The sequence below is a fragment of the Aestuariivirga sp. genome, assembly GCF_047600585.1.
Classification (GTDB): domain Bacteria; phylum Pseudomonadota; class Alphaproteobacteria; order Rhizobiales; family Aestuariivirgaceae; genus Aestuariivirga.
This window is the reverse complement of record NZ_JASGKP010000001.1, coordinates 2,943,941-2,970,737: the sequence shown is the minus strand read 5'-3', so window position 1 is coordinate 2,970,737 and position 26,797 is coordinate 2,943,941. Positions and strand designations below refer to the sequence as shown.

The window sequence follows — 26,797 nt, the reverse complement described above, 5'->3', positions numbered from 1 at the left end:
CATGGCGGCGCGGGGGCCCCTCACGGGTGGATGCCTCTGTGGCCACATCCGCTTCGAGGCGGAGGGCGAACCCGGCAAGCCGCACACCTGCTCCTGCCGCATGTGCCAGCGCCACACCGGCAGCCTGACGGTCAGCTGGGTCGAGTTTCCGAAAGACAAGGTGACGTGGACGGGTCCTGGTGGAGCGCCGGCAACCTTCCGCTCCTCGGCCATGTCGTCACGCGCCTTTTGCCCGAAGTGCGGCTCGTCTCTCGGAGCGATCGACGATGCACCGGTGGTGGCGCTGGTCACGGGCGTGTTCGACAAGCCGGCGCTCGTGGCGCTCAAGCCCGTGGCCCATTCCTTCAAGGGTCAGCGGCCACGCTGGTGGCACGTGGATGCCGGCGGTTGAGGTCCGCCTCCTGATGCAAATCTCCTGTTGAGAACACTGTCCGGCACTGGACAGACTCCGGGTCATGGTTCCAGCAATGGTGGTGGAGAGGGTCCACACATAACTGGGGTTTGACCATGTCTGACTACAAGCTTGAGATCTACAAGGACAAGAGCGGCGGCTTCCGCTGGCGCCGTACCGCCTCCAACGGCGAGATCGTCGGTGCATCCTCCGAGAGCTACGCCGCCAGGAAGGATTGCGAAGCCAACGCCAATCGCGACACTGCCGCCGACAAGTGGGAATTCTACAAGGACAAGTCCGGCAAGAGCCGCTGGCGCTGCTTCTCCACCGCGAACGGCAAGCAGGTGGGCAAGAGCACGGAAGCTTTCTCCTCCCCCGCCGCCGCCAAGAACAACGCCAAGATGAACGGGTGGAAGGGGTAAGTCAGGCGCTCCACGTGAAGCGCCGGTGGCGCTTCACCGCCTGACGCACGCGCGGGAGGTGCCGCAAGGCACCGGGCCCCGCGCCGGGAGAGACGCATCCACTTTCTCTCTCCACGACCGGGCTTGACCCGGTTGTCCACGTCAGTCGCTCAACTGGATGCCCGGCTCGAGGCCGGGCATGGAGAGTTTGGGACATCTCGCTTTCGCTCGATCAAGTGTTGCGCGTCCGGAATGACGGATTGGAGAATGAGCGCGAGTGCTCAAGGCCGGGCATGGAGAGTTTGGGAGATCTGCGCCCTACCTCTCCAGCACCAGCAGATCAAAGTCGGACTCGTAGGCCGGTTTGGGGAACTGCAGCACGAGGCGGTTCTTGCCGAGCCGTTCCACCACCGCCACCTGGTTTTCCTTCAGGTCGTCGCCGTACTTGCGCGGCGGCTCGTCCCAGATGTGGCCGGCGCCGAGATAAATCATCCGCGTGGCTGACTCCGTATAGAAGCGGCCCTGGGTGCGCTGCGAGCCTGACGTCTTCTTCAGGAACCAGCCCGAGCCATCATCGCTGATCGCGCACTTGAACGGCGCATAGACGGTGAGCGGCAGGCCGCCGCCCATCTTGATCGTCCGGCATTTCCATTTTCCCTTGGCATCGAAATCACCCTCGACCGCCATGGGCGTGCCCGCCAGTGCCGCCTCCAGCACCTTGACGTCGGCGGCGGCACCCTGCGCCCGCGCATCGGCGAGCGCCTTGGCCTTCACCGCATCGAACTGCTCGAGGCGCGCCTTGTCGTCCGGCGTGATCAGCGATTGCAGCGCGCCATCGGCCCTTGCGGGAACGGCAAGCAGCAGGACGGCAAGGACGGAAAGAACGAGGCGCATGGGACACTCCATTGGTCAGTTCAGGTGGACGGCTTTGTCACGCGCCGCAGGGTGAGGTTGATCCGCCCGCCATCCTTGAGCAGCGTCGAGGTGCCGGGATAGATACGGTCGATGCCGTGAAAGCAGAGCCGCGCCGGACCGCCGAAGGCGAGCACATCACCGGAAGCAAGCTTCAGCGATTGCGTCTTGCCGCCGCGCTCGTTGCCGCCGATGCGGAAGAGTGCGGTATCGCCGAGCGAGACGGAAACCACGGGCGCATCGAGGGCCTGCTCGTCGCGGTCCTGATGCAGGCCCATCTTGGCCGAGCCGGAATAGAAATTCACGAGGCAGGCTTCCGGCGGATGGGCATAGCCCGAGACATCCCGCCAGAGCGCAAGCAGCATCTCCGGCATCGCGGGCCAAGGCTCGCCCGTGCCCGGATGGGTCGCCTGGTAGCGGTAGCCGCGCGCCTGGTCGGAGACCCAGCCTAGCGTTCCCATGTTGGTCATGCGCACGCTGAAGGGCTTGCCCGTCTTGGGCATTTCCGGCGTGAACAAGGGCGCGGCCCGTGCCGCGGCGCGGATCGCCTCCACCAGGGCTGCCTGGGCGCTTGCATCGAAGTACTGGGGAAAAAAGCTGATCCCCTCCCGGATTGTCGTCACCATATGCAAATGATAGGGACCCTGCCCACGGGGCTCAAGCTTGGATGAGGTATGGGATGAAAGACTGCAAACTGGTGCGAAGCGGCGAAGCCTTCCATGGCAAGCAGGGCCTCGACTATTTTTCCGGGATCTCGGCCGAGACGGCGGGCTCGACCGGCATCTGCATGCACATGCTCACCATGCCGCCCGGTGCAAAGGCGAAGCCGCACTATCACGAGTCCCACGAAACGGCGATCTTCATGCTGGAGGGGGAAAGCGAGATGCTGTACGGCCCCAAGCTCGACCAGGTCATGCGGGTGAAGCAGGGGGACTTCCTCTACATTCCGCCGGGGATGCCGCACCAGCCCTACAACCCCACGGACAAGCCCGCCCGGGCGGTCATCGCCCGGACCGATCCCAACGAGCAGGAGAGCGTCGTCCTGCTTTAAGGATGCGGCAGAATTGCCCGCTCCGGGGACATTCACGAATCCTTGATAGGCCCGGACGGCCTCACTATATACGCCCCGAACGCCGGAATGACGCGGGCAAAACCCAGCCGTTTTCCGGGGCTTTTTGAACATCGGAGGCGGCACCGGACGGAGGCCCGAAGGGGCAGTTCACAGCCGTCTGCCACAGGAGGACTGAAATGGCTAAAGTGATCGGCATTGACCTTGGCACCACGAACTCGTGCGTCGCGGTCATGGAAGGCAAGAACCCGAAGGTGATCGAGAACGCGGAAGGTGCACGCACCACTCCCTCGATCGTGGCCTTCACTGCAGACGGCGAAAACCTGGTGGGCCAGCCAGCCAAGCGCCAGGCCGTCACCAACCCGGAAAACACATTCTTCGCGATCAAGCGCCTCATTGGCCGCCGCATGGAAGACCCCATGGTGGCCAAGGACAAGAAGCTTGTTCCCTACAACATCGTCAAGGCCGACAACGGCGACGCCTGGGTGGAAAGCCGCGGCAGCAAGTTCGCGCCCTCGCAGATCTCCGCCTACACCCTCACCAAGATGAAGGAAACGGCCGAGCGCTATCTGGGCGAGCCCGTGACCCAGGCGGTCATCACCGTTCCCGCCTACTTCAACGACTCCCAGCGCCAGGCCACCAAGGACGCCGGCAAGATCGCCGGCCTCGAAGTGCTCCGCATCATCAACGAGCCGACGGCGGCGGCACTCGCCTACGGCCTCGACAAGAAGGAAGCCGGCACCATCGCGGTCTATGACCTCGGCGGCGGCACCTTCGATATCTCCATCCTCGAAATCGGCGACGGCGTCTTCGAAGTGAAGTCGACGAACGGCGACACCTTCCTCGGCGGTGAAGACTTCGACATGCGCATCGTCGACTACCTCGCCGACGAGTTCAAGAAGGAGCAGGGCATCGACCTCCGCAAGGACAAGCTCGCCCTGCAGCGTCTGAAGGAAGCGGCCGAAAAGGCCAAGATCGAGCTCTCGTCCTCGATGCAGACGGAAGTGAACCTGCCGTTCATCACCGCCGATGCCTCGGGCCCGAAGCATCTCACCATGAAGATGACCCGCGCCAAGCTCGAAGCCCTTGTGGATGACCTCATCCAGAAGACGGTCGAGCCCTGCCGCCAGGCCCTCAAGGATGCCGGCGTCACCGCAGGCCAGATCGATGAAGTCGTTCTGGTGGGCGGCATGACCCGCATGCCCAAGGTCATCGAGGTGGTGAAGCAGTTCTTCGGCAAGGAGCCGCACAAGGGCGTGAACCCGGACGAAGTGGTGGCCATCGGTGCCGCCATTCAGGCCGGCGTGCTCAAGGGCGAAGTGAAGGACGTTCTCCTGCTCGACGTGACCCCGCTGTCGCTCGGCATCGAAACGCTGGGTGGCGTGTTCACCCGCCTCATCGACCGCAACACCACGATCCCGACCAAGAAGAGCCAGGTGTTCTCGACCGCTGACGACAACCAGACGGCCGTGACCATCCGCGTCTTCCAGGGCGAGCGTGAAATGGCGGCCGACAACAAGATGCTCGGCCAGTTCGACCTCATGGGCATTCCCATGGCGCCGCGCGGCATTCCGCAGATCGAGGTCACCTTCGACATCGATGCCAACGGTATCGTGAACGTGTCCGCCAAGGACAAGGCCACGAACAAGGAACAGCAGATCCGCATCCAGGCCTCGGGTGGTCTCTCTGACGCCGAGATCGACAAGATGGTCAAGGAAGCGGAAGCCAACGCCGCCGAGGACAAGAAGCGCAAGGATCTGGTGGAAGCGAAGAACCAGGCCGAAGGCCTCATCCACTCCACCAACAAGACGCTCGCCGATCTGGGCGACAAGGTCTCCGACGCCGACAAGTCGGCTGCCGAGGCTGCCATTGCCGATGTGAAGGCTGCGATCGAAAGCGGCGATGCCGCCGAGATCAGCAGCAAGACCACCGCACTGGCCCAGGCTGCGATGAAGCTCGGCGAGGCCATGTACAAGCAGGCCGGAGCCGCCAACGCTGATGGTGCCGACGGCGCGTCTTCTGGCAAGTCCTCGGGCAACGCCGCGGATGAAGATGACGTGCTCGACGCCGACTTCGAAGAAGTGAAGGACGACGACAAGAAGTGAATGTAGCCGGACCCCGGCTGCCGCCATCCCGCTCCCCTTAGGGCGGGCCGGCGGGGCCGGGGGCTGGTGCAGGCGCTTCATTCAGCTTATGGGTCACCCCCGACCCTCCCCTCTGATCCCGCGCCCGGCCACCGGGCCGGGAGAGAAGACCAAGCAACACCATGGCCAAGCGCGACTATTACGAAGTTCTGGGTGTCTCGAAGAACGCCGATGAAAAGGCGTTGAAGACCGCCTTCCGGAACATGGCCAAGAAGTTCCATCCCGATGCCAATCCGGGCAACAAGGATGCGGAAGCCAAGTTCAAGGAAATCAACGAAGCCTACGACGTTCTGAAGGACCCGCAGAAGAAGGCGGCCTACGACCGCTTCGGTCATCAGGCCTTCGAGAACGGCATGGGCGGCGGGCGTGGCCCCGGTCCCGGCGGCGCCGGCTTCGGCCCCGATTTCTCCTCCTCCATGTCCGACATCTTCGAAGACCTCTTCGGGGATTTCATGGGCGGCGGTCGCGGACGCCAGCAGCGCGGACGCGGTGCGGGCGGCGCCCAGCGCGGCTCAGACCTGCGCTACAATCTCGAGATCAGCCTCACCGAGGCCTACACCGGCAAGACCGCGCAGGTTCGCGTGCCCTCCTCTGTCGCCTGTGAAGTGTGCAAGGGTTCGGGCGCCAAGCCCGGCACCGCGCCCAAGCAGTGCGGCACCTGCGGTGGTGCGGGCGTTGTGCGCTCGCAGTCGGGCTTCTTCACCGTCGAACGCGCCTGCCCCACCTGTCAGGGCCGGGGCCAGGTGATCAGCGATCCCTGCACCGCCTGCGGCGGCCAGGGCCGTGTCACCAAGGAGCGCACGCTCTCGGTCAACATTCCGATCGGTGTCGAGGACGGCACGCGCATCCGTCTTGCCGGTGAAGGCGAAGCGGGGCTGCGCGGCGGCCCGGCGGGCGACCTCTACATTTTCCTCTCGGTGCGTCCGCACGAGTTCTTCCAGCGCGATGGCGCGGACCTTTACTGCAAGGTGCCGATCTCCATGGCGACGGCGGCCCTCGGCGGCGAGATCGAAGTGCCGACGATCGACGGCAAGAAGGCGCGCGTGAACATTCCCGAAGGTGCGCAGAACGGCAAGCAGTTCCGCCTGAAGGGCAAGGGCATGCCGGTGCTGCGCTCGTCGCAGTCTGGCGACATGTACATCCAGGTGGCGGTGGAAACGCCGGTCAACCTGACGCGCCGCCAGCGCGAGCTTCTTGCAGAGTTCGAGAAGGAAGCGCGCAACAACTCGCCGGAGTCGGAAGGCTTCTTCGCCAAGGCCCGCGCCTTCTGGGATGGGTTCGGGGGATAGGTCTCTCCACCCTCATCCGCCCTTCGGGCACCTTCTCCCGCGAGCGGGAGAAGGCGAACGGCCTTCGCCCTCGCCCCTCTGGGGAGAGGGTCCGCGGAACGCGGGGGTGAGGGGACGCCGTCTCCACCTGTGATCCCCATTCCCAACGCGCTATATCCGCACCCATGAGCACCCACGCCACCACCCGCCGCATTGCCTTCGCCGCCGTCACGCTTCTCATCGCGGTGGCGATCGGCGTCTATGCGCTCATGTCCTCGCCACAACAGGGACAGCGCTCCTTCGGCGAGGCGCTTGTGGGCGGGCCCTTCACCATGGTGAACCAGAAGGGCGAGACCGTTAGCGAGAAGAGCTTCGCCGGCAAGCCCATGCTGCTCTTCTTCGGCTACACCTATTGCCCTGATGTCTGCCCCACCGAACTGCAGGTGATGGCGGAGGCGCTGCGGCAGCTGGGTGACAAGGCGTCAGACATCCAGCCCATCCTCGTCTCGATCGATCCCGCCCGCGACACCCCGCAGGTGCTGGCGGACTATGTGGCGAACTTCGGCCCGCAGTTTGTGGGCCTCACCGGTACCCCGGAGCAGGTGAAGGCCATGGCCGACGCCTACCGGGTGTTCTACGCCAAGGTCGAGAACAAGGACGATCCAAAAGCCTATCTGATGGACCATTCATCCATCATCTATCTCATGGGCCCTGACGGCAAGTTCCTGAAACACTTCACCTATTCGACCGATGCAAAGGCTCTGGCCGAGGGCATCGCAGCAGCACTGGGGCGCTGAGGGAACGGACGGGGCAGCAGGACGTTCCACACCATGCGTTCACTGCATGGCAAATCCGCCACCTTTGCCCTCAACGATGGTCCAATCCCGCAAGCCATTGTTAATCCGCACGCGCGAGGATATCGTGCACTGCATCATACCGGCGTAGGGCGCATTGTTCTGGGGGCGCCCCAACAAGGGCCACACCTATGCTCTATCACTTCTATGAAATGAACCACGCCGCAGTTGCCCCCTGGCGGACCGCCTTCGAGGCCGGCCGCGCCTATTGGGACAATGCTTCAAACCCCCTCGCGCAAACGGTTTTCGGCCGCTCTGCCGCGGCCTCCCTGCACCTCTTCGAGCGCCTCACCCGGCGCTATGCCAAGCCCGAGTTCGGGATCAGCGAAACCTTCGTGGGCAAGCGCCAGGTGGCGATCCACCAGGAGGTGGTCTGGCAGAAGCCCTTCTGCAACCTGATTCACTTCCGCAAGGACGACGATGCCGGCGTGAAGAAGCAGGAAAAGCTTCTGATCGTGGCGCCCATGTCGGGCCATTACGCCACGCTGTTGCGCAACACCGTGGAAGCCATGCTTCCCTCGCATGACGTTTACGTCACCGACTGGGCCGATGCCCGCAACGTGCCGCTGGGCAGCGGCACCTTCGACCTCGACGATTACACCGACTACGTCATCAACATGCTGCATCACCTGGGCGAGCGCGCCCATGTGATGGCCGTCTGCCAGCCTTCGGTGCCGGTGATGGCGGCGGTCTCGCTGATGAGCGAGCGCGAGGATGCGCTGGTGCCCAAGACCATGATCCTGATGGGCGGGCCCATTGATACGCGCCGCAACCCCACCGCCGTCAACAAGCTTGCCGAGAGCAAGGGCGTGGAATGGTTCCGCAACAACGTCATCATGACCGTGCCCTTCCCGCTGCCGGGCATGGGCCGCGCCGTCTATCCGGGCTTCCTGCAGCTCACCGGCTTCATGACCATGAACCTCGACCGCCACATGTCGGCGCACCGCGAGCTGTTCTGGCACATGGTGGAAGGCGACGGCGACAGCGTCGAAAAGCACGAGGACTTCTACGACGAATACATGTCGGTGATGGATCTCAATGCAGACTTCTATCTGCAGACGGTGGACCGCGTCTTCGTCCACCACGATCTGCCCAACGGCACCTACGCCTATCGCGGCCACCGCATCCGCCCGGAACTGATCAAGCGCACCGCATTGCTCACGGTGGAAGGCGAGCGTGACGACATCTCCGGCGTGGGCCAGACCTATGCCGCCCACACCATTCTCGCCGGCCTTCCCGCCGAGATGAAGCACCACCACCTGCAGCTGGGCGTCGGCCACTACGGCGTCTTCTCGGGCTCGCGCTTCCGCAAGGACGTGGTGCCGGTGATCTCCGGCGTGATCGCCCGCTACAAGGCCTGACGCCCGCATGCGTCTCTTGCGCGCCTTCACGGACCGCAAGAAAAGCCCGCTCCCCGAACCGGTGAGCGAAATGCTGCTGGTGGCGGGTGAAGAGGTCAGCCTCACCTTCAAGCGCCACGCCGCCGCCCGCCGCTTCACCCTGCGTCTCTCCCGTGACGGCAAGGGCTTTGTCATGACCATGCCGCGCCGCGCCAGCATGATGGATGCGCGCGCCTTCGCCCGCAAATCGCAAGACTGGATGGAGCGCGCCCTCTCCCGCCGCACCAAACCGGTGGAGGTGGAGGAGGGGGCCGTGATCATGCTGCGCGGTGTCGAGCACCGGATCGTGGCGACGGGCAAGGCGCGCGGCCATGTCGTTCACGATGCGGAGGCGAAGCTCATCCATGTGCCGGGTGCGCCCAACCACATGCGCCGCCGCCTGCTCGACTGGCTGAAGGCGGAAGCGGCCCACGACCTCGATGTGGCCTCGACCAAGTATGCCCTCGCCATGGGCACCAGCTTCCGCAAGCTCAACGTTCGCGACCAGAAGAGCCGCTGGGGCTCCTGTTCCACCGACGGCGTGCTGAACTACTCCTGGCGCCTGGTGCTGGCGCCCGGCTTCGTGCTGGACTACGTCGCCGCCCACGAGGTGGCGCACTTGCGGGAGATGAACCACTCCTTCCGCTTCTGGCGCCTGGTGCTGAAGCACTGCCCGGACAGCCACAACGCCAAAGTGTGGCTGAAACTCTACGGCAACCGCCTCCACGCCCTCCGCTAGCCGTTAAGCAATCCGCACGTGCGGGCAGGCCCTGCTGCGTGGCCTCGCGCGGGCCTTTTCCTGACCGTTTTCCGATCCTCCCGTTCGCCGCCAAGTGCTTAATGCATTGGCCCTTTTTGGCACATGGTTAACCCAACATTAACCTCTGAAACCTAACCCTAGTTTAACTTCGTGAACCAGCTTTGTTTGCTGATTGCGTCCGAAGTGATCGGGGCAATTGCGTCGTTCGGAGAGCTCTCGCTCCCGCCTCCTGATCTCCAATAACTGTTTGTTATTACGTGAGTTTTTGGAGAGAAAAGGTTTTGACGCGTGGTCAACGCACAATGAGGAATCTCCTCGGTGCAACCTCCAAAGGTTGTGCCGTGGAAGAAACACGCGCGAAGGGTGGGGCAAGCTCGACAGCTGGGAGGCCTGCGACCCACCCTTCGTTTCCCGTTGACCCGACGTCAGCCCCCGGCCGCGGACGGACCGCCGCGACCGGGAAACGCAGAACCAGCCGCAGTCCGGCGCTCTCCGTCCACCCCTGTGTTCAACCCAGCCCATCAAAACCAAGAAACGCGTTTTGCAACTCTCGACGGAGAATTGAAATGGACTCTCGAAACCTGCCGCGCCAGTTCGCGCGGTTCGGGCCAAGGCCGCAGTTGCGGTTGAGGCTCTGGGGATCGACGGCACTTGCCGCCATCCTCGCCGCTGCACAGGCCTCTCCGGCCTATGCAACGATCAACAACACGGCGACTGCATCCGGTACGGCCGGAAGCACGCCGGTGACCGCTTCCGACACCGTCGCCGTTGACGTGGTCAATGCGGCACCCGCCACCACGGTCACCAAGACCTGGGCACTCACCACCGACCTCAACGGTGACGGCAATGCCGACATCGGTGACGTGGTGACCTACACCTATGTCGTCACGAACTCCGGCAACGTCACGATCCAAGACGTGAAGCTGACGGACGCTCATGCCGGTGCAGGCGCAGCCCTGGTCTTCACCAACCCCACGGCCGTCACCACGGACTTCAAGGTCCCCGGTGACATCGCGGGCACGACGAACGACTCCACCAACGTCAACTTCACCGACAATGACTGGGACGTTCTGGGCCCCGGCGACGTGCTGACCTTCCGGTCAACCTACACGATCGTCTCGGCGGACTACACCGCACCCGGTGCATCGGACGGCGATATCGACAACACGGCTTCGGTCAACGCGACCTACAACAGCGTCGCTGTTGCAACGTCGACGTCCTCTGCCGCCGTGCCGCTCGATCTCGCGCCGCGCATGACGGTGGCAAAGACGGCCGACGATACGACCGACCGTCTGGTGGGCGATGTGGTGGCTTATACCTACACCATCCGCAACACCGGCAACGTGGCGATCACCAACGTGACACTGGCGGACGTGCAGAACGGTTTCGGTACTCTCGTGGGCCCGACCTTCGGCAGCTTCACCGTCACCAACGGCTCGACGCGCACCGGCAATACCATCAACACGTTCAACCCGGGATCGGTCGCCGTCTACAACGCGACCTATACCGTGAAGCAGCGTGACGTGGACCTGTTGCAGTAACGGCAGCCCGACGCGCTGATGACACACAACGCCCCCACGCGGTTGCCCGGGACAGAGGGAAGCAGGCGCAAGCTTGCCGCTCTCTTTGTCTCGTTTGCACTCGCGTGGGGCCTCGCTTCCTCGGCCGACGCGGCACTGGTCAATACCGCGACGGTCACAGGCGACTACAACGGCCAGCCGGTGACGGCGACCGATACCGTGAGCGTCGACCTGATCGACGCCGCCCCCGGACTCACCGTGGTGAAGAGCGCCGTCCTGAACAACGGTGGCGACGGCCGCGACGATCCGGGCGACACGATCTCCTACACCTTCACCGTCACCAATACCGGCAATGTCTCGCTCGCCAACGTGGTGCTGGGCGACCCGATGGTGACGCTCTCCGCCCCCACCCTGACCGACCAGGGTGAAGCGGGCGACTCCAGCGACGGCCTTCTCTCCAGCGGCTGGGACGTACTCGGCCCCGGCGACACGCTGACCTATACCGCCACCTATATCCTTGGCAGCGGCGACGTGAACGCGGGGCAGGTGGTGAACACCGCCACCGCCACCGCCGCCACCCTGCAGGGCGCACCCGTGACGGCGAGCGACACGGTGACGACGCCGCTCAATGTCGTCTCCACCATCTCTCTCGCCAAGGTCGCGGCGGTGAACGACGGCGGCGACGGCGTGGTGAATGCGGGCGACACGATCTCCTACACCTTCACCGTCACCAACACCGGCAATGTCGTGCAGAACAACGTCTCGGTGTCGGACCCGCTGCTCAACGTGGCCGAACTGCCGGGCCGCGCGCAGGCCTATCAGATGATGGCGGCGGCCGCCGCCGGCGCCGATCCGATGACCACGGCCTCCACCGGTGCCGCACCCTTCGATCCGGCGCAGATGTTCGAAGGCCAGATGATGGCCTATGCGCCCAATGCCACCGCCTATGCCGCCCACCTCGTGCCGCGCGATGTGCCGCAGTTGCCCGTGGGCCTCGCGGTGCAGCGCAAGCTGGTGATGCTGTCGGGTGATCCGGGGGCGCCGAAGACCGGCGATCTGCTCGGCATCTACTTCGAACTCGTCAACACGGGCGAGGCTCCGCTCACCGGCATCACTGTGGACCAGCAGGGTGCCGAGGCCTACGGCAGCGCGCTCGATGTGCTCGCCCCCAACAGCAAGGATGCGGCCTCGATCATCTTCTCGCGTCCACTGACCGAAGAGGATATCGCCAGCGGCCTCATCAGCTTGCCCGCCATCGTGCGGGCCAAGGCGCGTGGGCAGACCGTGCAGTTCGCCGTGGTGGAGGACATGCTGCTCGCTGCCATGTCCGGCATGGAGGAACTGGCCACCGCGACCATCTCGCCCGCCAATGTGCCCACCCTTAATCCCGGCGCCAGCGCCACCTTCAACGCTACGCTGGTGCTGACCCAGGCCGACATCGATGCAGGCGTCGTCAACAACACTGCTGTCGCCACCTCGACGGATTCACTCGGTGCCACCATCACGGCGAACGGCAGCGCCTCGACGCCCATTCCGCCCATGCCCGCGATTGCCGTCATCAAGGAAGGCACAGTCAATCCGGGGCCCGACGCCATCGTCAATGTCGGTGACACCGTCACCTATGCCTTCAGTGTGCGCAACACCGGCAACGTCACGCTCTCGAACATCACCATCACCGATCCGCTGCCGGGCGTGGTGCTGGCGGGCGGCCCCATCGCCTCGCTTTCGCCCAATCTGGTGGATGGCACCACCATCACCGGCACCTACACCCTGACCCAGGCGGACATCGACGCAGGCCACGTGGACAATCAGGCGCAGGTGTCGGGCACGGCACCCGGCGTGGGTGGCGCGACGGTGACCGATCTCTCCGACGACACCTCAGACACCGAAGACCAGCCCACCGTCGTGCCGCTCGCCGCCGCGCCCAAGATCGCGCTGCTGAAGTCGCTCGACACCTCGACCTATGCCAACGCGGTCGAAGACGTGAACGCCAACGGCCTCAACGATGCGGGCGACCGCGTCCACTACGCTTTCGAGGTCCATAACGTCGGCAACGTCACGCTGAACAACGTCTATATCCAGGACCGCAACCCGGCGATCATCACCACGCCGCTGCCGCCCACCGGCATCTCGCTGGCGCCGGCGGGTGTCGACACCACGAGCTTCGCCGCGATCTACACGCTCACCCAGGCGGACGTGGATGCGGGCCACTTCGACAACACGGCGGATACCTTCGGCACCGATCCGAACGGCACCATCGTGCAGGATGAATCCGATCCGGGCGTGCTCACGCAGAACGCCCCCACCATCCTCACCATTCCGCCGCAGCCCGGCCTCTCGGTGCTGATGTCCGTCGCCTCCGTCACCGACGTCAACAGCAACGGCATCAACGATGAAGGCGACATCATCAACTACGTCCTCACCGTCATCAACAACGGCAACGTGACGCTGAACAACCTCACGCTCACCAATCCCAATGCGGCGATTGCAGGCGGTACGCTGGCCACGCTGGCGCCGGGCACCTTCGACAACACCCACTTCACTGCCACACATGTCATCAACGCGGCCGACATGCTGGCCGGCCGGGTGACGACGCAGACCACCGCGACGGCCCGCACGCCCGCCAACGCCATCGTCACCGATCTTTCGGACACCTCGGACCCGAGCGAGAACGACCCCACCATCACGCCCACGGTGATCCAGCCCGGCATCGCCGTCATCAAGCAGGTGGATGGCATCACCAATACCAACGGCAACGGCCTCGTCGATGCGGGCGACACCATCCAGTACCGCTTCACCGTGCGCAACACCGGCAACGTCGACCTGAGCAACGTCACCCTGCAGGACTCGCTCCCCGGCGTCACCGTTGTGGGCGGGCCCATCGCGCTGATGGAAGCTGGCGACACCGACACCACCACTTTCACGGCGAGCTATGTGATCACCCCTGCCGACATCACCGCTGGCCAGGTGGTGAACCAGGCCACGGCACGGGGCACAGCCTCCAATGCCGCCAACGTCTCCGACCTCTCGGATGAATCCGACTTCAATGGCAATGACCCGACCGTCACCTATCTCGCCAATGCGCCGTCGATCGGACTTGTGAAGACGGTCTCGTCGATCACCGACACGAACGGCAACAGCCTCAATGATGCGGGCGACGTCATCAACTACACCTTCACCGTCATCAACACCGGCAATGCCGCGCTCTCCAACATCACCATCAGCGATCCCAACGCCACGGTGACGGGCGGGCCGCTGGCCACCCTCGCCGTGGCGGCGACCAACGGAACCACCTTCTCCGGCCAGCATGTGATCACGGCGCAGGACGTGAACGCCGGCGGCGTCACCAACCAGGCGACGGTGAATGCGACGGGTCCCACCGGACCCATCCGCGATCTCTCGGATGAATCGGATCCCGCCGACAACGACCCGACCTTCACCTCGCTCACCCAGGTGCCGCGCATCGCCCTGATCAAGACCGTGTCCAACGTGCAGGACGTGAACGGCAACGCCCTTGTCGATGCAGGCGACATCATCCACTACGCCTTCGCCGTCCACAATCTCGGCAACGTCACGCTCACAAACATCAGCCTCACCGATGCCAACGCGACGGTCACGGGGCTTCTCATCCCGTCGCTCGCCGCTGGCGCCATCGACTCCACCACATTCACCGCCACCCATGTAGTGACACCGGCCGACCAGGATGCAGAGCAGGTGCTGAACCAGGCCAGCGTGATTGGCACCGATCCCCTGGGCGGCACGGTGTCCGATCTCTCGCATCCGAGCGATCTCCTTGCCGATGGCGACACGGTGCAGGCCGTCGCCGTGCCGCCGCCCGGCTTCACCAAGACGGTGGCGAAGTCCGAAATCTATCGCGGCGAGCGGGTGGAATACACGATCACGGCGACCGGCCTCCGCGATGGTCCCTATGACATCGCCGACATCATGCCGCCCGGCTTCAACTTCGTGGCGGGTTCCGCCAGCGTGAACGGCACGGCCTTCGTGCCGGTGGCGAGCGGCAACGTGCTGACCTTCGCCAACCTCACGCCGGACACGGTCAACGACCGCCTGATCATCAAGCTGAAGCTGGTGGCACCCGCCTCCCTCAACACCGGGCGCTACATCAACCGTGCCCGCATCATCGACACGGCAACGGGCGGCATTCTCGCCACCGCGCAGGTTGCCGTCACCATCAAGGAAGAGCACGTCTTCGATTGCAGCGATGTCATTGGCCGCGTTTTCGATGACGTGAACGCCAACGGTTACGCAGACGAAGGCGAACGCGGGCTCCCCGGCGTGCGCGTGGTCACGGTCAATGGCCTCCTCGTCACCACCGACAAGGAAGGCCGATTCCACGTGCCCTGCGCCGATGTGCCGAACGCGGCGATCGGCTCCAACTTCGTGATGAAGCTCGATACCCGCACCCTGCCGGCGGGCTATCGCCTCACCTCGGAAAATCCGCGCGACGTGCGCCTTACCCGCGGCAAGATGACCAAGCTCAACTTCGCCGCCGCCCGTGACCGCGACCTCGAGCTTGAACTCCGCCGCGATGCCTTCGTGGGCGAGAGCGCCGACCTGCGCGACGAATGGCGCTCGGGCGTCGACCGCCTCGTCAACCTGCTGGCCGAGGGCAGGGGCGGGCTCAACATCATCTATCGCTGCAACAGTTTCGCGCCGGTGGCGCAAGATCGCGTGCAGATGGTCAAGGACCTTGTTGCCAGCCGCTGGCAGGAGGCAGGCCATGGCGCGCCGCTGAAGATCAGCAGCCGCGTGGAGTGTGCGCCATGATGAAGCGCCATCTCCTTCGCATTCTCGCCGCCGCCAGTCTCGCGGCGCTGGCCCATGCGCCGGTCTTCGCGCAAGAGGCCGACCAGCCCTTCCAGATCACGGTCGATGGCCAGGTGGTGGCGGGGGACACGCTGCCTGCTGCCGCCGACAGCGACAAGGTGCAGGTGGATGTGAAGTTCGACGGTCTTGGCGTCCGGCCCATGCTCAATGTCTCGACTGTGCCCATGCGGGCCAGCTTCAAGGCAGGCGATACGATCGGCTTCCTCGGCTCGCTCAACTATGCGGCGTGGATTGCCAGGGGCGAGATCCGCATTTCGAAGGCGGGCGATACCTCGCAGGATGGCCTTGTCGCCGTGCTGCCCATCTCCGACATGGCGACGGCCGAGTGGGTGATGCCCGCCGATGGCCCCGCCGATCTGCAGTATGTCTTCCGCGTGTATGACGACAAGGGCCGCTTCGACGAAACGGAGCCGCTGCCGCTCTCGCGTACCACGAGCGATCTGCCCACCCATGACTTCGGCGAGAAGGTGACCGCCCCCGGCTATTCGGAAGACCGCACGGCGGTCCGCAACATCGATGTGCACGGCGGCGCCGTCACCGTGCATGGCCGCAACGTGCCACAGGGCCACGAAGTGACCGTGATGGGCGAGCCGGTGCCGGTCGATCCGGACGGCAGCTTCATCGTCGAACGCATCCTGCCGCAGGGCACGCACGATGTTGCGGTGAAGGTGAACGACGGTGGCGAAGGGCTTGATTTCACCCGCAGCGTCACCATTCCGGAGAACGAGTGGTTCTACGTAGGCCTGGCCGACTTCACCGCCGGCATGAACCTGAAAAGCCACGTCGAAAACCTGAGCCCCGACGACTTCAGGGACGATGTCTATACCCGCGGCCGTCTCGCCTTCTATCTCAAGGGCAAGATCCAGGGCCGCTACATCCTCACCGCCGCTGCCGACACGGGCGAGCAGAGGCTGAGCCAAATCTTCAAGGGCCTCGACGGCAAGGACCCGCGCGCCTTCCTGAAGCGCATCGACCCCGACGACTATTATCCTGTCTATGGCGATGACTCGGTTGTGGCAGAGGATGCTCCCACCAAGGGCAAGTTCTACATCCGCCTCGACAAGGGGCCGAGCCACGTGATGTGGGGCAACTTCAAGTCCAGCATCACCGGCACCTCGTTCCTCCGCCACCAGCGGGCCCTCTACGGTGCGCAGGGCGTCTACAAGTCCGAGACGCCCGCACCCGATGGCGGGGCCGCCACTGACATTCAAATCCATGCCGCCATGCCCGGCACCGTGCCGCAGAAGGACGTCTTCCGCGGCACCGGCGGCTCCGCCTATTTCATCAAGCATCAGGACGTGACGCCGGGGTCCGACACGGTGGAGATCGAAGTGCGGAACGCCATCACCGGCTGGGTGGTGGAGCGCCGCACGCTCACCTACGGCACCGACTATGATTTCGACTACGTGCAGGGCGTGGTCATCCTGCGCACGCCGCTCTCGTCCACCAACGCGGCGGGCACCGAGAACTTTCTCGTCATCAACTACGAATACACGCCCGCTGCCCGCGACGTGAAAGGCTATGTGGAAGGCGGCCGGGCGCAACAGTGGTTTGGCGATCATGTCCGCGTCGGCGTCACCGGCCTGAAAGAGAAGACCGAGGATGCCGACCAGCTGATGTATGGCGCCGATGTCCGCGTGCAGCATTCCGAAGGCACCTGGCTCGAGGGCGAGGTGGCCCGCTCGGAAGGCCCGGGCTTCGGCTCGTCCTATTCCGCCGATGGCGGCCTCACCATCCAGAACAACGCCTCATCCGGTGTTGCGAACAAGACGGCGGAGGCCTGGCGCGTGGAAGGCCGCGTAGCGCTCGAGGATCTCACCGATTCCGCCAAGGGTCATGTGGGCGCCCGCTACGAGCACCAGGGCAAGGGCTTCTCCTCCCTTGAGGTCGATGCCGACAAGCAGAAGCGCCTGATGGGTGTCGATGCCGATGTCGAAGTCACCGACTCCATCTCGGCCGCCGCCAGCTTCAGCGACGAGAACGTGAAGGGCGGCCAGCACACCTCGGAAGTGCTGGCGAAGGTGGCGGTGAAGACGGGCGAGAACATCACCGTGCAGCCTTATGGCGTCTACACCCGCAAGACCGGCACCACGTCGACCACGGTGGAGCAGGGCAAGCGCGCCGATGCCGGCATCAAGATCCTTTATGCCTGGGATGACGATCAGGAAGCCTTCATCTTCGGCCAGGGCACGGCAGTGCAGACCGGCACCATGCACCGGGATGACCGTGGCGGCGTGGGCGGCAGCTACCGCCTCACCGAGAAGATCAAGGCGGAAGGCGAAGTCTCGGGCGGCAATCTCGGCCTCGGTGTGCGCGCAACGCTGGCCTACGAGCCCACCGCGGATGACCGCTACTACATCGGCTACACCCTCGACCCCGCCCGCGACCTCGCCGAGAACTGGCCGTTCCAGCTCGTCGGCCAGGACCACGGCACAATCGTGGGTGGCGTGCGCCACCGCTTCAACGACCAGTGGATGGTCTATGGCGAAGACAATTTCGATGCCTTCGGAGCGCACCGCTCACTCACCCAGGTCTATGGCGTGACCTATACGCCGGATGCTGCGTGGAACATCACGGCGGGCACTGAAGTGGGCCAGGTCTTCGACAACACCTTCGACCCCGGCACCGGCAACAAGAACCCGGACTTCGACCGGATCGCGCTCTCCATGGCGGTCGAGTACAAGAACGACAGCGGCCTCGATGGCAAGGTGAAGGGCGAATACCGCATCGACGACAGCGAGGACGACACCCGCGACATGCAGGCCTATCTCCTGCAGGCGAGCCTGGGCCTGAAGCTGGACGAGGACTGGCGCGCACTCGCGAGCTTCGACGGCGTCTTCACCGATGCCACCGACTCCACCCGCGAGGGCGATTATGCCGAGGGCTCGCTGGGCTTCGCCTACCGCCCGGCCACGAACGACCGCTTCAACATGCTGGCCAAGTATACCTACCTCTACGACCTACCGGGCAAGGATCAGGTCAGCGTCGACGGCACCACATCGAGCCCGGCCCAGCGCTCCCACATCGCCTCCATCGATGCGAGCTACGACGTCATTCCGCAGCTCACCATCGGGGCCAAGTACGGCGTCCGGATCGGCGAGACCAAGGACCGCGACCCGGGCTCCGACTGGGAGACCTCGCAGGTCCACCTCGGCATCATCCGGGCCGACCTGCACGTCGTGAAGGCCTGGGATGCCGTGCTGGAGGGCCGGGTGATGTGGTCGCCCACCACCGACCAGAAGGATTTCGGCGCGGTGGCCGCCATCTACCGCCACTTCGGCGACAACGTGAAGGTGGGCATCGGCTGGAATTTCGGCCAGTTCAGCGACGACCTGCGCGACCTCACCCAGGACGACCACGGCATCTTCATGAACGTGGTGGGCCGCTTCTAGACGGGCTTGCCCGTAGCCTCCGCTCAGCCTTGCGAACTCCGCCCTTTTCGGGAACTGTTATATCAGCTAGAGGGTGCCCACACATTTCCACGGGACCCTTCCTGATGCTCAATCCGACGCAAGCCCCTGCCATCGCCGACCTGTACGAACTCTACCGCCGCCGCGTGCCGCGCATGTTCCACGACTACTGCGAGACGGGCTCCTATACGACCAGCACCTTCATCGACAACACGGCGGCATTCGCCAAGTACAAGCTGCGCCAGCGGGTGGCCCGCAACATCGACAACCGCAGCACGGCGTCCGAGATGATCGGCGAGAAGGTGGCGATGCCGGTGGCGCTCGCCCCCGTCGGCCTCACCGGCATGCAGCATGCCGATGGCGAGATCCTCGCCTGCCGTGCGGCACAGAAGTTCGGCCTGCCCTACATCCTCACCACCATGAGCATCTGCTCGCTGGAAGACGTGGCTACCAACAACGACAAGCCCTTCTGGTTCCAGCTCTACGTGATGCGTGACCGCGGGTTCTCGAGCGATCTCGTGGCCCGCGCCAAGGCGGCGAAGTGCTCGGCTCTTGTCCTCACCCTCGACCTGCAACTGCTGGGACAGCGCCATCTCGACATCAAGAACGGGCTGAGCGCACCGCCCAAGCTGACACTCGCCAACATCGCCAACATGATGACCAAGCCGCGCTGGGGCCTCGGCATGCTGGGCACCCGGCGCCGCACCTTCGGCAACATCGTGGGCCACGTGAAGGGTGTCGACAACATGGCGTCGCTGTCGGAGTGGACCAACTCGCAGTTCGACCCCACGCTCGACTGGTCATCGGTGGAATTCATCCGCAAGCAGTGGGGCGGCAAGCTCATCCTCAAGGGCATCAACGATGTCGATGACGCGCTGATCGCGGCGTCGCTCGGCGCCGATGCCATCGTCGTCTCGAACCACGGCGGCCGCCAGCTCGATGGCGCAGCAGCGACGATCGACATGCTCGGCCCCATCGTCGATGCGGTGGGCGACAAGGTGGAAGTCTACATGGATGGCGGCATCCGCACCGGCATGGACATCTTCAAGGCGCTCGCCATGGGCGCCAAGGGCACGCTCATCGGCCGCGCCTATGTCTATGGGCTGGGTGCTGCAGGCGAGGCGGGTGTGAGCCATGCCCTCGGCATTCTGCAGAAGGAACTCTCGGTCACCATGGGTCTCTGCGGCGAGCGCGAGATCGCCGGCATCGGCCGCCACAACCTGCTCATGCCGCCGACACCCTTCACCATTCCGCCGCCGGAAAAGCCTGCTGTCGCGGCCAAGGCTGCGAAGCCTCTGAAGGCTGCCGCCAAGACGGCTGCCAAGACCCGCCGCTGATGACGCTGGAGAACCGCGTCGATCCCTGGGGTGCGCTCGTGGCCGATCCGGCCCGGGGCACGCTCATGGGCAATCGCGGGGGCCGCATTCATGATGCCGCACAGAAGCTGGGAAAGCGGCGCTGGGTCAGTCCGCGCTGGATCGCGTGCGAGATGTCCTTCAAGGGCCGGCATCGCACCGTCTGGGGCGACAGTTATTCGGAACTCTTCTTCCTCGATGAGGTGACGGCACTCGCCGCCGGTCACCGCCCCTGTTTCGAATGCCGCCGTGCCGAGGCCAAGGCCTTCGTGGCTGGCCGTCCGCTTGCTGCATTCGATGCCCAACTCCATGCCGAGCGCACCGGCGAGAAGCCCGAGGTGCTGCTCTCCGCCGTGCCCGATGGCGCGATGGTGGAGATGGCAGGTGCTGCCTTCGCCCGCCGGGGCAACCGGCTGCTGCGCTGGAGCTTCGGCGGCTACACTGCGCCCGAGACCATCAATCCCGATTTCCGGGTGAAGCTTTTGACTCCACCCATAATCACCGCCATTTTGCGAAATGGCTATCAACCCCGCTGGCACCGATCAGCACAACAATGGGACGACTGACATGAAACTTCTGCGCTATGGACCCGTGGGCAAGGAAAAGCCGGGCATGCTGGATGCCGAGGGCAAGATCCGCGACCTGTCCAAAGTGGTGTCTGACATCGGCGGTGATGTGCTGTCGCCCGCCAGCCTTGCCAAGCTCCGCAAGCTCGATCCCAAGAAGCTGCCGCTGGTGAAGGGCAGCCCGCGCATCGGCCCCTGCGTTGCCAACCCGCAGAAGTTCATCGCCATCGGCCTCAACTATTCCGACCACGCCGCCGAGAGCAATCTGCCGGTGCCGCCGGAACCCGTTGTTTTCACCAAGCAGGTCTCGTGTCTCTCGGGCCCCAATGACGACGTGACCATCCCGCCCAAGTCGAAGAAGTCGGACTGGGAAGTGGAGCTGGGCGTCATCATCGGCACCCGCGCCAAGAACATCAAGAAGAAGGACGCGCTCAAGCACGTCGCCGGCTACTGCACCATCAACGATCTCTCCGAGCGCGAATTCCAGGCGGAGCGCGCCGGCCAGTGGACCAAGGGCAAGTCCTACGACACCTTCGGTCCTGTGGGTCCGTGGCTCGTCACCTCGGACGAGGTGAAGAACCCGCAGAACCTCAACCTCTGGCTCGAGCTCAACGGCAAGCGCGTGCAGGACGGCAACACCAAGACGATGGTCTTCGGCGTGGCCCACATCGTCGCCTATCTCTCGCAGTTCTTCACCCTGATGCCGGGCGACATCATCACCACCGGCACGCCGCCGGGTGTCGGCATGGGCATGAAGCCGCAGCGCTTCCTCAAGCCCGGCGACCGCATGGTGATCGGCATCGACGGCCTCGGCGTGCAGCGCCAGGTGGTGCGCCGGGACAGGTAAAACTTTTCTCCCTCCCCCTTGCGGGGAGGGATCAAGGGTGGGGGTCGCGCTGACTGCTCAGCACGCGCACCCGCCCAATTTCATTTGCAAGATCTCCAGACCCCCACCCCAACCCTCCCCGCAAGGGGGAGGGTGACGTGGACGTGTCATTCGCACATCCCATGCTTCGAGGCTTTGCGTGCCGCAAAGCACCTCAGCATGAGGGGATGTCGGGCTCTTGTTCTCCTCACCCTGAGGTGCCGCGCAGCGGCCTCGAAGGGTGTGCGGATGCATCCGTCAGCGCGACAGGACTCTTGTTTTCCCTCCCCCTTGCGGGGAGGGATCAAGGGTGGGGGTCGCGCTGAACTCAGCACGCGCACCCCGCCCAACTTCGTTTGCAAGATCTCCAGACCCCCACCCCAACCCTCCCCGCAAGGGGGAGGGTGAAGTGGACGTGTCGCATGACTTCGAACGCGCCCCAGACCTGAGAGGGTGGATCACTCCACCCGGGCGCCGGTGTGGGTGGCGATCAGCCGGAGCCGGTCCGCCTCCCACTGCATGTCCATGGTGAGGGGCATGCGGCGCATGCTGGCGATTTCCTCGCGCGACAGGCCGATGTCCTTCAGCAGATAATCATCGAGCGACGTGAGTTGGCGCAGCTGGCGGCGGGCGCGCCAGTTTTTGACCACGCGGACGAGCATCGAAAGGGCGCCGTAGGGCAGCCGTGACTGAGCCTGATCCAGAATGTACTCGCGCATGGTAAACCTCAATTGTATCTATTGTTTCTATGTTTGTGCAGCAATTACCCCTTGATTCCTGCTGAGTGATAGATACAATAACAAACAATCAGCATCAATCGGAACATTGTCACCATGACAATTTGGACTCCCGTCCTCGACCGCTCCAAACCGCTCTACCTCGCCATTGCCGATGCCATTGCCCGCGATGTGGAAGGGGGCACGCTCTCACAAGGGGCGCGCCTGCCGCCGCAACGGGAACTGGCCTGGAAACTCGGCGTGACCCTCGGCACCGTCACCCGCGCCTACAAGGAAGCGGAGGAGCGCGGCCTGCTCGCCGGTGAAGTGGGCCGCGGCAGCTATATCCGCCGCCCACGCGAGCGCGCGCCCATTCCGCCCACGCAGACCGAACAGGACGGCATCATCGATCTCTCCCATGCCATCGCGCCGCCTGTTGTCACGGCGGAGGAATTCGATGCCGCGATGCTCGCGGTGATGCGCGATCCCAACAAGCTCAACCTCCTCGACTACGCCCCGCCCGAAGGCTTCCCGCAGCACCGCGCCATGGCGGCGGACTGGCTGAAGCGCAGCGGCATCGAGGTGTCGGACCAGCATGTCTTCATTTCCGCAGGCGCGCATCTCGGCCTCGTCACCGTGCTGCAGGCCATTGCTGCGCCGGGCGAAAGCATCATGGCGGAAGAGGTGAACTACGCGCTTCTGCCGCGCACCTTCGAGAACGCCATGCTCAACACCGTGCCCATCGCCATGGACGATGACGGACTCATTCCCGAGGCCCTCGACAAGGCGGCGCGCGAGACCAAGGCGCGCTTCCTCTATCTCGTGCCGTCGCTCCAGAACCCCACCACCAACACCATGAGCCGCCGCCGCCGCGATGCTATCGTGAGCGTGGCGCGGGCCCGCGACATCACCATCATCGAGGATGACATTTTCCGCCTCGTGGACGAGCGCATGCAGCCGCCCACCTTCTATGCGCTGGCGCCGGAGCGCACCTATCACGTCACCAGCCTGTCGAAGGCACTGGCGCCCGGTCTTCGTGTCGGCATCATTGCAACCCCGCCGGGGCAGGAACGCATCCTCCGCACCTTCATGCGCAGCATGGCCTCGCGCAATGTCGGCCTGTCGGGCGAACTGGCGCGCTTCTGGATCGAATCCGACATGGTGTCGGCCATCCTCACCCGCGCCCGCAACGAACTCGCGGCGCGCCGCGCCACCTTCATCGAAGTGTTCAAGGACAGCAATTTCCGCTGCGAGGTGGCCGCACCCTTCGCCTGGCTCGAACTGCCGCAGCCGTGGACATCGGGCCGCTTCGCCGGCGCCATGGCGGCGCGCCAGGTGCGGGTGACGCCCGGCACCTCGTTCCATCTGGTGCCGGGGCGGCAGAGCCGCCACATCCGCGTCTGCTTCGGCGGCCCCAAGGCCAGTCACCAGGCCCGGCGCGGCTTCGAGATCATCCGTGAACTGATGAATTCCGAACCGGAAGAGGATTTCACGCCGGTGGCGTGAGGCCGGCGCCGTTGCGGTGCTTCTTCTTGGTGTGGTCGATCAGCACCAGAAGCGTCTTGCGCAGGGTCTCGAGGCCCTCGCTGCCGATCACTTCGCTGATTTCGGATTCGAGATTGAAGATCTGGCGGTTCGCCATGGCCATGGCCTTGCGGCCTTCCTCGGTGAGGACGATCGCCATGTCGCGGCGGCTGTTCTGCACCACCTGCATGTCGATGACGCCGTGGTCCTTCAGGCGCTGTGCCGACATGTGGACGGCCTGGCGGGAAATGCCGAGGCGGCGCGCGATGCCGGAAATGCTGCCGCCGCCATCGGCGGCGTGGACGAATACCCGGATGTCGGAGGCTCGCACGGCTTCATAGCCGGAGCCCTCGCGGAGCGCCGTGATGCGCTCGTCCAGCTCCTGGCCGAAGAGATAGACCAGGGTGCGGATGTTGTCCCGCACCAGGCCGGAGGGAAGCGGATTCGGCGCTATTTTATCAACCATAATTGACGCTAACTTGAACGGACTGAACAGTCAAGGCACGGAAATCAACTGAAAAACCGCAGCAATCATTCAAAAACAGAAAAAATCTCACATTTTTCCTGTGATGCAATTGACTTTACTGCTGCGGTGCACCATATGCAGTTTGTCAACTCGAGTTGACCTAAAGATGCTTCCTCAAGCTCCGAGCCGCGCGCGCTGCCGTCCCCAGAAAACGGCAGTAGTGAGTGGCTTTTGCGCGGGAAAGCATCCCGGTTGCCGGCTTGAGGGGGCGCACTGAAGCCGGCGTGGGCCGGCGGTGTTTCTGCTCGTACGGAAATGCTGCCGGCTCGACCGTGAGCCCGCCCCCATGTCCTCGCCAAATCCTATCAGTTGTCAGTGCCCAGAATGCGCGCAACGTCCTTGCGGGCATCGATCAGGATGGCGTCCGCCATGGCGGCGTGGCCTTCCGCCGAGGGGTGCATGGCGCCCGTCGTTTCCACGAAGACGGCTTCCGAGGCGCTGGCATCGATGTAACCTTCGCGGGTAATGACCTTCTGGTTGATTGTGAGGTAGGCATCGTTGAAGGTGCGCACCCAGCGCTGGCGGAGCGCATAAGGATAATTCTCGGTGGCCGGGTTGAAGGGCCGCCAGTCGCGCTGCTTGCCCGACCAGCTTTGCGTGCAGGTGGCCGTGGGCCGCTCCGACTTGCCGACACAGGGCATCATCAATTGTTCAGCCGGATCATCGCCCGCCGTCGCATTGCGCGCACAGAAGCCGTGACCGCGGAACGGGCGGTCCTCATAGGCGCGGCCGGCAAACTTCCAGCCGTGGTCCTCCGCCAGTTCGCCCATGCGCTTGTGAAGCGCGGCGAGCTGTTCATGCGCCGCAGTGAGGCGCTTCGGCGTCACCACCAGCCACGACGACCAGACATCGAGCGACTGGTTGGCGGCATAGAGGTCTTCATCCTGGCCTTCCTCACCCGCGGGGCAGACCTGACCGGTCTCGTCTTCCAGAATGTCGGGATAGGCCGACAAGATGACGCGTGAGGCATCGAAGCCCACCTCCGGATCGTTGAGCGGGACAGCGAGTTCGATGGCCTTGGCCAGGCGTCCGTAGTCACCCGGCAGATTGTCCTTCATGTTCGCGGCAAAGCGGGTGGGCGAAACAGTGGCCCCGAAATATTTGGCGATCTTCGACGTGATGTTGTCGCGCAGCGTGGCCCAGGTCACAAGCTCGGAGAAACCGATGTCGTTGCCGCCGATCGAGAGGAACAAGAGGTCGACGTTGCGGCGGTACTGGTTGTCCGGGCAGATCCAGAAGCCGTCCTTCTGCGCGGGCTTGACGGCACAGATGTCGCGCAGCAGCCAGCGCATCTGCGTATCCTTGCGGCCGCCCGAGACGACCGACACCTGGCCGTCGCGGCTTTCATATTCCACGTGTTCCTGCGGTCCGAGGATGCCTTCCGACACCGAGGCGCCGGAGCAGGAGTAGCCGAGGAAGGTGACGGCGCTGTGCGGGTTCTCGATGGCGATCTGCAGGGCCGCGCGCAACTGATGACCATAGAGCGAGCGGTGGCAGGTTTCGTCCATCCACTGGGCGCTGCCGCCATTGTCGTTCCGCGCACGGCGCGGATAGAGATTGCGGTAGCGCGCGTCGGCCGAGAAAGCGACCGGCACATCGGGGTTGCCTTCGCCCGAGGCGAAGCTGTCCCCCAGGCCAGCGATCAGCAGATCCTTCACCACGATGTCGGTGGAAATGCCCGTCTCGCCATCGACCGCAACCGACACCGTGGCGCCCTTGGGCCAGGGGATGTCGAGGGTGACCGGCTCGTCGCACGGCGCGGTTTCGGGCGCGGCATCATTCACCCGCCAATTGCAGTTGTATTCTGAAACGAGGCTGTTCTTGTCGCGCGGTGTCAGCCACACCTTCACCCGGTGGCTTTGCGGCACGACATAATTCTCCGCCCCGCCGCAGGCGGCGTGGCTGCGCGATTGCGGATCCCAGCACAGGCGGCCCAACATGCCCGCGGCCCAGCCCTTCCAGTCGTAATTACGGCGGAGGATGCGGGTGAAGGGAATGTAACGGTCGTTGAGCACATGCTCGGCGCCGATCACCGATGTGCCCGCCACCATGCGGCGTGTCTCGTCCTCGCCCAGGTGCTGGTTGTCGACGTGGATCAGGTACTGCTTCCAGGCGCGCTCGTGCATCTGGAAATCCTTGGGGTCGCTGAACAGGCGGAAGCGGTTCTCCACCTGCCAGTTAATCTGGACATTGGAGGTGTTGAGCGTCTGCGCCGCCGCCACCTGCAGCGTGGAGAAAAGGATCAGGACCGAGAGAAGTGCCGTTCGCAACTGTGCCACCGTCGTTGGA

20 protein-coding genes are annotated in these 26,797 nt (G+C 64.4%); 15 read left to right on the top strand and 5 right to left on the bottom strand.

The window, feature by feature from the left end; all coding sequences use genetic code 11:
• Window position 1: 1 nt before the first annotated feature.
• Together QM801_RS14655 and QM801_RS14650 are read left to right on the top strand one after the other, a co-directional pair.
• Complete coding sequence (locus QM801_RS14655) at window positions 2-391, top strand: GFA family protein (protein WP_415019953.1); 390 nt, start codon at window positions 2-4, stop codon at window positions 389-391.
• 116 nt (window positions 392-507) lie between these two features.
• Window positions 508-813, top strand: a complete 306-nt coding sequence (locus QM801_RS14650) for a DUF1508 domain-containing protein (protein WP_415019952.1) — start codon at window positions 508-510, stop codon at window positions 811-813.
• 297 nt (window positions 814-1,110) lie between these two features.
• Here the strand turns inward: QM801_RS14650 and QM801_RS14645 are convergent, their stop codons facing one another.
• Together QM801_RS14645 and QM801_RS14640 are read right to left on the bottom strand one after the other, a co-directional pair.
• Window positions 1,111-1,686, bottom strand: coding sequence for a DUF4893 domain-containing protein (locus tag QM801_RS14645; protein ID WP_415019951.1), 576 nt, complete (start codon window positions 1,684-1,686; stop codon window positions 1,111-1,113).
• Window positions 1,687-1,706: 20 nt separating this feature from the next.
• Window positions 1,707-2,330, bottom strand: a complete 624-nt coding sequence (locus tag QM801_RS14640; protein WP_415019950.1) for an alpha-ketoglutarate-dependent dioxygenase AlkB family protein — start codon at window positions 2,328-2,330, stop codon at window positions 1,707-1,709.
• A 53-nt stretch (window positions 2,331-2,383) separates the two neighbouring features.
• On the opposite strand from QM801_RS14640, the gene QM801_RS14635 reads away from it, so the two are divergent.
• The 12 genes from QM801_RS14635 (at window position 2,384) to QM801_RS14580 (ending at window position 21,724) form a co-directional block, all read left to right on the top strand.
• The gene (locus QM801_RS14635; RefSeq protein WP_415019949.1) at window positions 2,384-2,755 is read left to right on the top strand and encodes a cupin domain-containing protein; all 372 of its coding nucleotides are present in this window, start codon (window positions 2,384-2,386) and stop codon (window positions 2,753-2,755) included.
• Between the two features lie 197 nt (window positions 2,756-2,952).
• Complete coding sequence (gene dnaK, locus QM801_RS14630) at window positions 2,953-4,878, top strand: molecular chaperone DnaK (RefSeq protein WP_415019948.1); 1,926 nt, start codon at window positions 2,953-2,955, stop codon at window positions 4,876-4,878.
• Window positions 4,879-5,039: 161 nt separating this feature from the next.
• Window positions 5,040-6,206, top strand: a complete 1,167-nt coding sequence (gene dnaJ, locus QM801_RS14625) for a molecular chaperone DnaJ (protein ID WP_415019947.1) — start codon at window positions 5,040-5,042, stop codon at window positions 6,204-6,206.
• Between the two features lie 164 nt (window positions 6,207-6,370).
• Window positions 6,371-6,982 (top strand): SCO family protein, encoded by a 612-nt coding sequence (locus tag QM801_RS14620; RefSeq protein ID WP_415019946.1) that lies wholly within the window; start codon window positions 6,371-6,373, stop codon window positions 6,980-6,982.
• A gap of 188 nt (window positions 6,983-7,170) precedes the next feature.
• The gene (locus QM801_RS14615) at window positions 7,171-8,400 is read left to right on the top strand and encodes a polyhydroxyalkanoate depolymerase (protein WP_415019945.1); all 1,230 of its coding nucleotides are present in this window, start codon (window positions 7,171-7,173) and stop codon (window positions 8,398-8,400) included.
• Window positions 8,401-8,407: 7 nt separating this feature from the next.
• Window positions 8,408-9,157: a M48 family metallopeptidase gene (locus tag QM801_RS14610; protein WP_415019944.1), complete on the top strand. Its 750-nt coding sequence runs from the start codon at window positions 8,408-8,410 to the stop codon at window positions 9,155-9,157.
• Between the two features lie 587 nt (window positions 9,158-9,744).
• Window positions 9,745-10,719: a hypothetical protein gene (locus QM801_RS14605; RefSeq protein ID WP_415019943.1), complete on the top strand. Its 975-nt coding sequence runs from the start codon at window positions 9,745-9,747 to the stop codon at window positions 10,717-10,719.
• 18 nt (window positions 10,720-10,737) lie between these two features.
• The gene (locus tag QM801_RS14600; protein ID WP_415019942.1) at window positions 10,738-15,486 is read left to right on the top strand and encodes a beta strand repeat-containing protein; all 4,749 of its coding nucleotides are present in this window, start codon (window positions 10,738-10,740) and stop codon (window positions 15,484-15,486) included.
• Window positions 15,483-18,938, top strand: a complete 3,456-nt coding sequence (locus QM801_RS14595; RefSeq protein WP_415019941.1) for a TonB-dependent receptor — start codon at window positions 15,483-15,485, stop codon at window positions 18,936-18,938. Before QM801_RS14600 ends, QM801_RS14595 begins: the two co-directional genes overlap by 4 nt.
• A 104-nt stretch (window positions 18,939-19,042) precedes the next feature.
• A complete protein-coding gene (locus QM801_RS14590; protein ID WP_415019940.1) occupies window positions 19,043-20,293 on the top strand; it encodes an L-lactate dehydrogenase in 1,251 nt (416 codons plus the stop codon).
• Window positions 20,293-20,877 (top strand): hypothetical protein, encoded by a 585-nt coding sequence (locus QM801_RS14585; RefSeq protein WP_415019939.1) that lies wholly within the window; start codon window positions 20,293-20,295, stop codon window positions 20,875-20,877. Before QM801_RS14590 ends, QM801_RS14585 begins: the two co-directional genes overlap by 1 nt.
• A gap of 1 nt (window position 20,878) precedes the next feature.
• Window positions 20,879-21,724, top strand: coding sequence for a fumarylacetoacetate hydrolase family protein (locus QM801_RS14580; protein ID WP_415019938.1), 846 nt, complete (start codon window positions 20,879-20,881; stop codon window positions 21,722-21,724).
• Window positions 21,725-22,200: 476 nt separating this feature from the next.
• On the opposite strand, the gene QM801_RS14575 is transcribed toward QM801_RS14580, so the two are convergent.
• On the bottom strand, window positions 22,201-22,461 hold the full coding sequence (locus QM801_RS14575; RefSeq protein WP_415019937.1) for a DUF1127 domain-containing protein: 261 nt from the start codon (window positions 22,459-22,461) through the stop codon (window positions 22,201-22,203).
• 114 nt (window positions 22,462-22,575) lie between these two features.
• Between QM801_RS14575 and QM801_RS14570 the strand changes: the two genes are divergently transcribed.
• Window positions 22,576-23,964, top strand: a complete 1,389-nt coding sequence (locus QM801_RS14570; RefSeq protein ID WP_415019936.1) for a PLP-dependent aminotransferase family protein — start codon at window positions 22,576-22,578, stop codon at window positions 23,962-23,964.
• Here QM801_RS14570 and QM801_RS14565 read toward each other — a convergent pair.
• Window positions 23,948-24,448 (bottom strand): MarR family transcriptional regulator, encoded by a 501-nt coding sequence (locus QM801_RS14565; protein ID WP_415019935.1) that lies wholly within the window; start codon window positions 24,446-24,448, stop codon window positions 23,948-23,950. The genes QM801_RS14570 and QM801_RS14565 overlap by 17 nt on opposite strands.
• Before the next feature lie 365 nt (window positions 24,449-24,813).
• Entirely contained in the window at window positions 24,814-26,778 is a 1,965-nt protein-coding gene (locus tag QM801_RS14560) for a hypothetical protein (protein WP_415019934.1), read from the bottom strand.
• Between the last annotated feature and the right edge of the window lie 19 nt (window positions 26,779-26,797).

Coding starts and splice junctions, on each gene's coding strand:
- QM801_RS14655 (WP_415019953.1), top strand. CDS start 2: ATGGCGGCGCGGGGGCCCCTCACGGGTGGATGCCTCTGTGGCCACATC.
- QM801_RS14650 (WP_415019952.1), top strand. CDS start 508: ATGTCTGACTACAAGCTTGAGATCTACAAGGACAAGAGCGGCGGCTTC.
- QM801_RS14645 (WP_415019951.1), bottom strand. CDS start 1,686: ATGCGCCTCGTTCTTTCCGTCCTTGCCGTCCTGCTGCTTGCCGTTCCC.
- QM801_RS14640 (WP_415019950.1), bottom strand. CDS start 2,330: ATGGTGACGACAATCCGGGAGGGGATCAGCTTTTTTCCCCAGTACTTC.
- QM801_RS14635 (WP_415019949.1), top strand. CDS start 2,384: ATGAAAGACTGCAAACTGGTGCGAAGCGGCGAAGCCTTCCATGGCAAG.
- dnaK (WP_415019948.1), top strand. CDS start 2,953: ATGGCTAAAGTGATCGGCATTGACCTTGGCACCACGAACTCGTGCGTC.
- dnaJ (WP_415019947.1), top strand. CDS start 5,040: ATGGCCAAGCGCGACTATTACGAAGTTCTGGGTGTCTCGAAGAACGCC.
- QM801_RS14620 (WP_415019946.1), top strand. CDS start 6,371: ATGAGCACCCACGCCACCACCCGCCGCATTGCCTTCGCCGCCGTCACG.
- QM801_RS14615 (WP_415019945.1), top strand. CDS start 7,171: ATGCTCTATCACTTCTATGAAATGAACCACGCCGCAGTTGCCCCCTGG.
- QM801_RS14610 (WP_415019944.1), top strand. CDS start 8,408: ATGCGTCTCTTGCGCGCCTTCACGGACCGCAAGAAAAGCCCGCTCCCC.
- QM801_RS14605 (WP_415019943.1), top strand. CDS start 9,745: ATGGACTCTCGAAACCTGCCGCGCCAGTTCGCGCGGTTCGGGCCAAGG.
- QM801_RS14600 (WP_415019942.1), top strand. CDS start 10,738: ATGACACACAACGCCCCCACGCGGTTGCCCGGGACAGAGGGAAGCAGG.
- QM801_RS14595 (WP_415019941.1), top strand. CDS start 15,483: ATGATGAAGCGCCATCTCCTTCGCATTCTCGCCGCCGCCAGTCTCGCG.
- QM801_RS14590 (WP_415019940.1), top strand. CDS start 19,043: ATGCTCAATCCGACGCAAGCCCCTGCCATCGCCGACCTGTACGAACTC.
- QM801_RS14585 (WP_415019939.1), top strand. CDS start 20,293: ATGACGCTGGAGAACCGCGTCGATCCCTGGGGTGCGCTCGTGGCCGAT.
- QM801_RS14580 (WP_415019938.1), top strand. CDS start 20,879: ATGAAACTTCTGCGCTATGGACCCGTGGGCAAGGAAAAGCCGGGCATG.
- QM801_RS14575 (WP_415019937.1), bottom strand. CDS start 22,461: ATGCGCGAGTACATTCTGGATCAGGCTCAGTCACGGCTGCCCTACGGC.
- QM801_RS14570 (WP_415019936.1), top strand. CDS start 22,576: ATGACAATTTGGACTCCCGTCCTCGACCGCTCCAAACCGCTCTACCTC.
- QM801_RS14565 (WP_415019935.1), bottom strand. CDS start 24,448: ATGGTTGATAAAATAGCGCCGAATCCGCTTCCCTCCGGCCTGGTGCGG.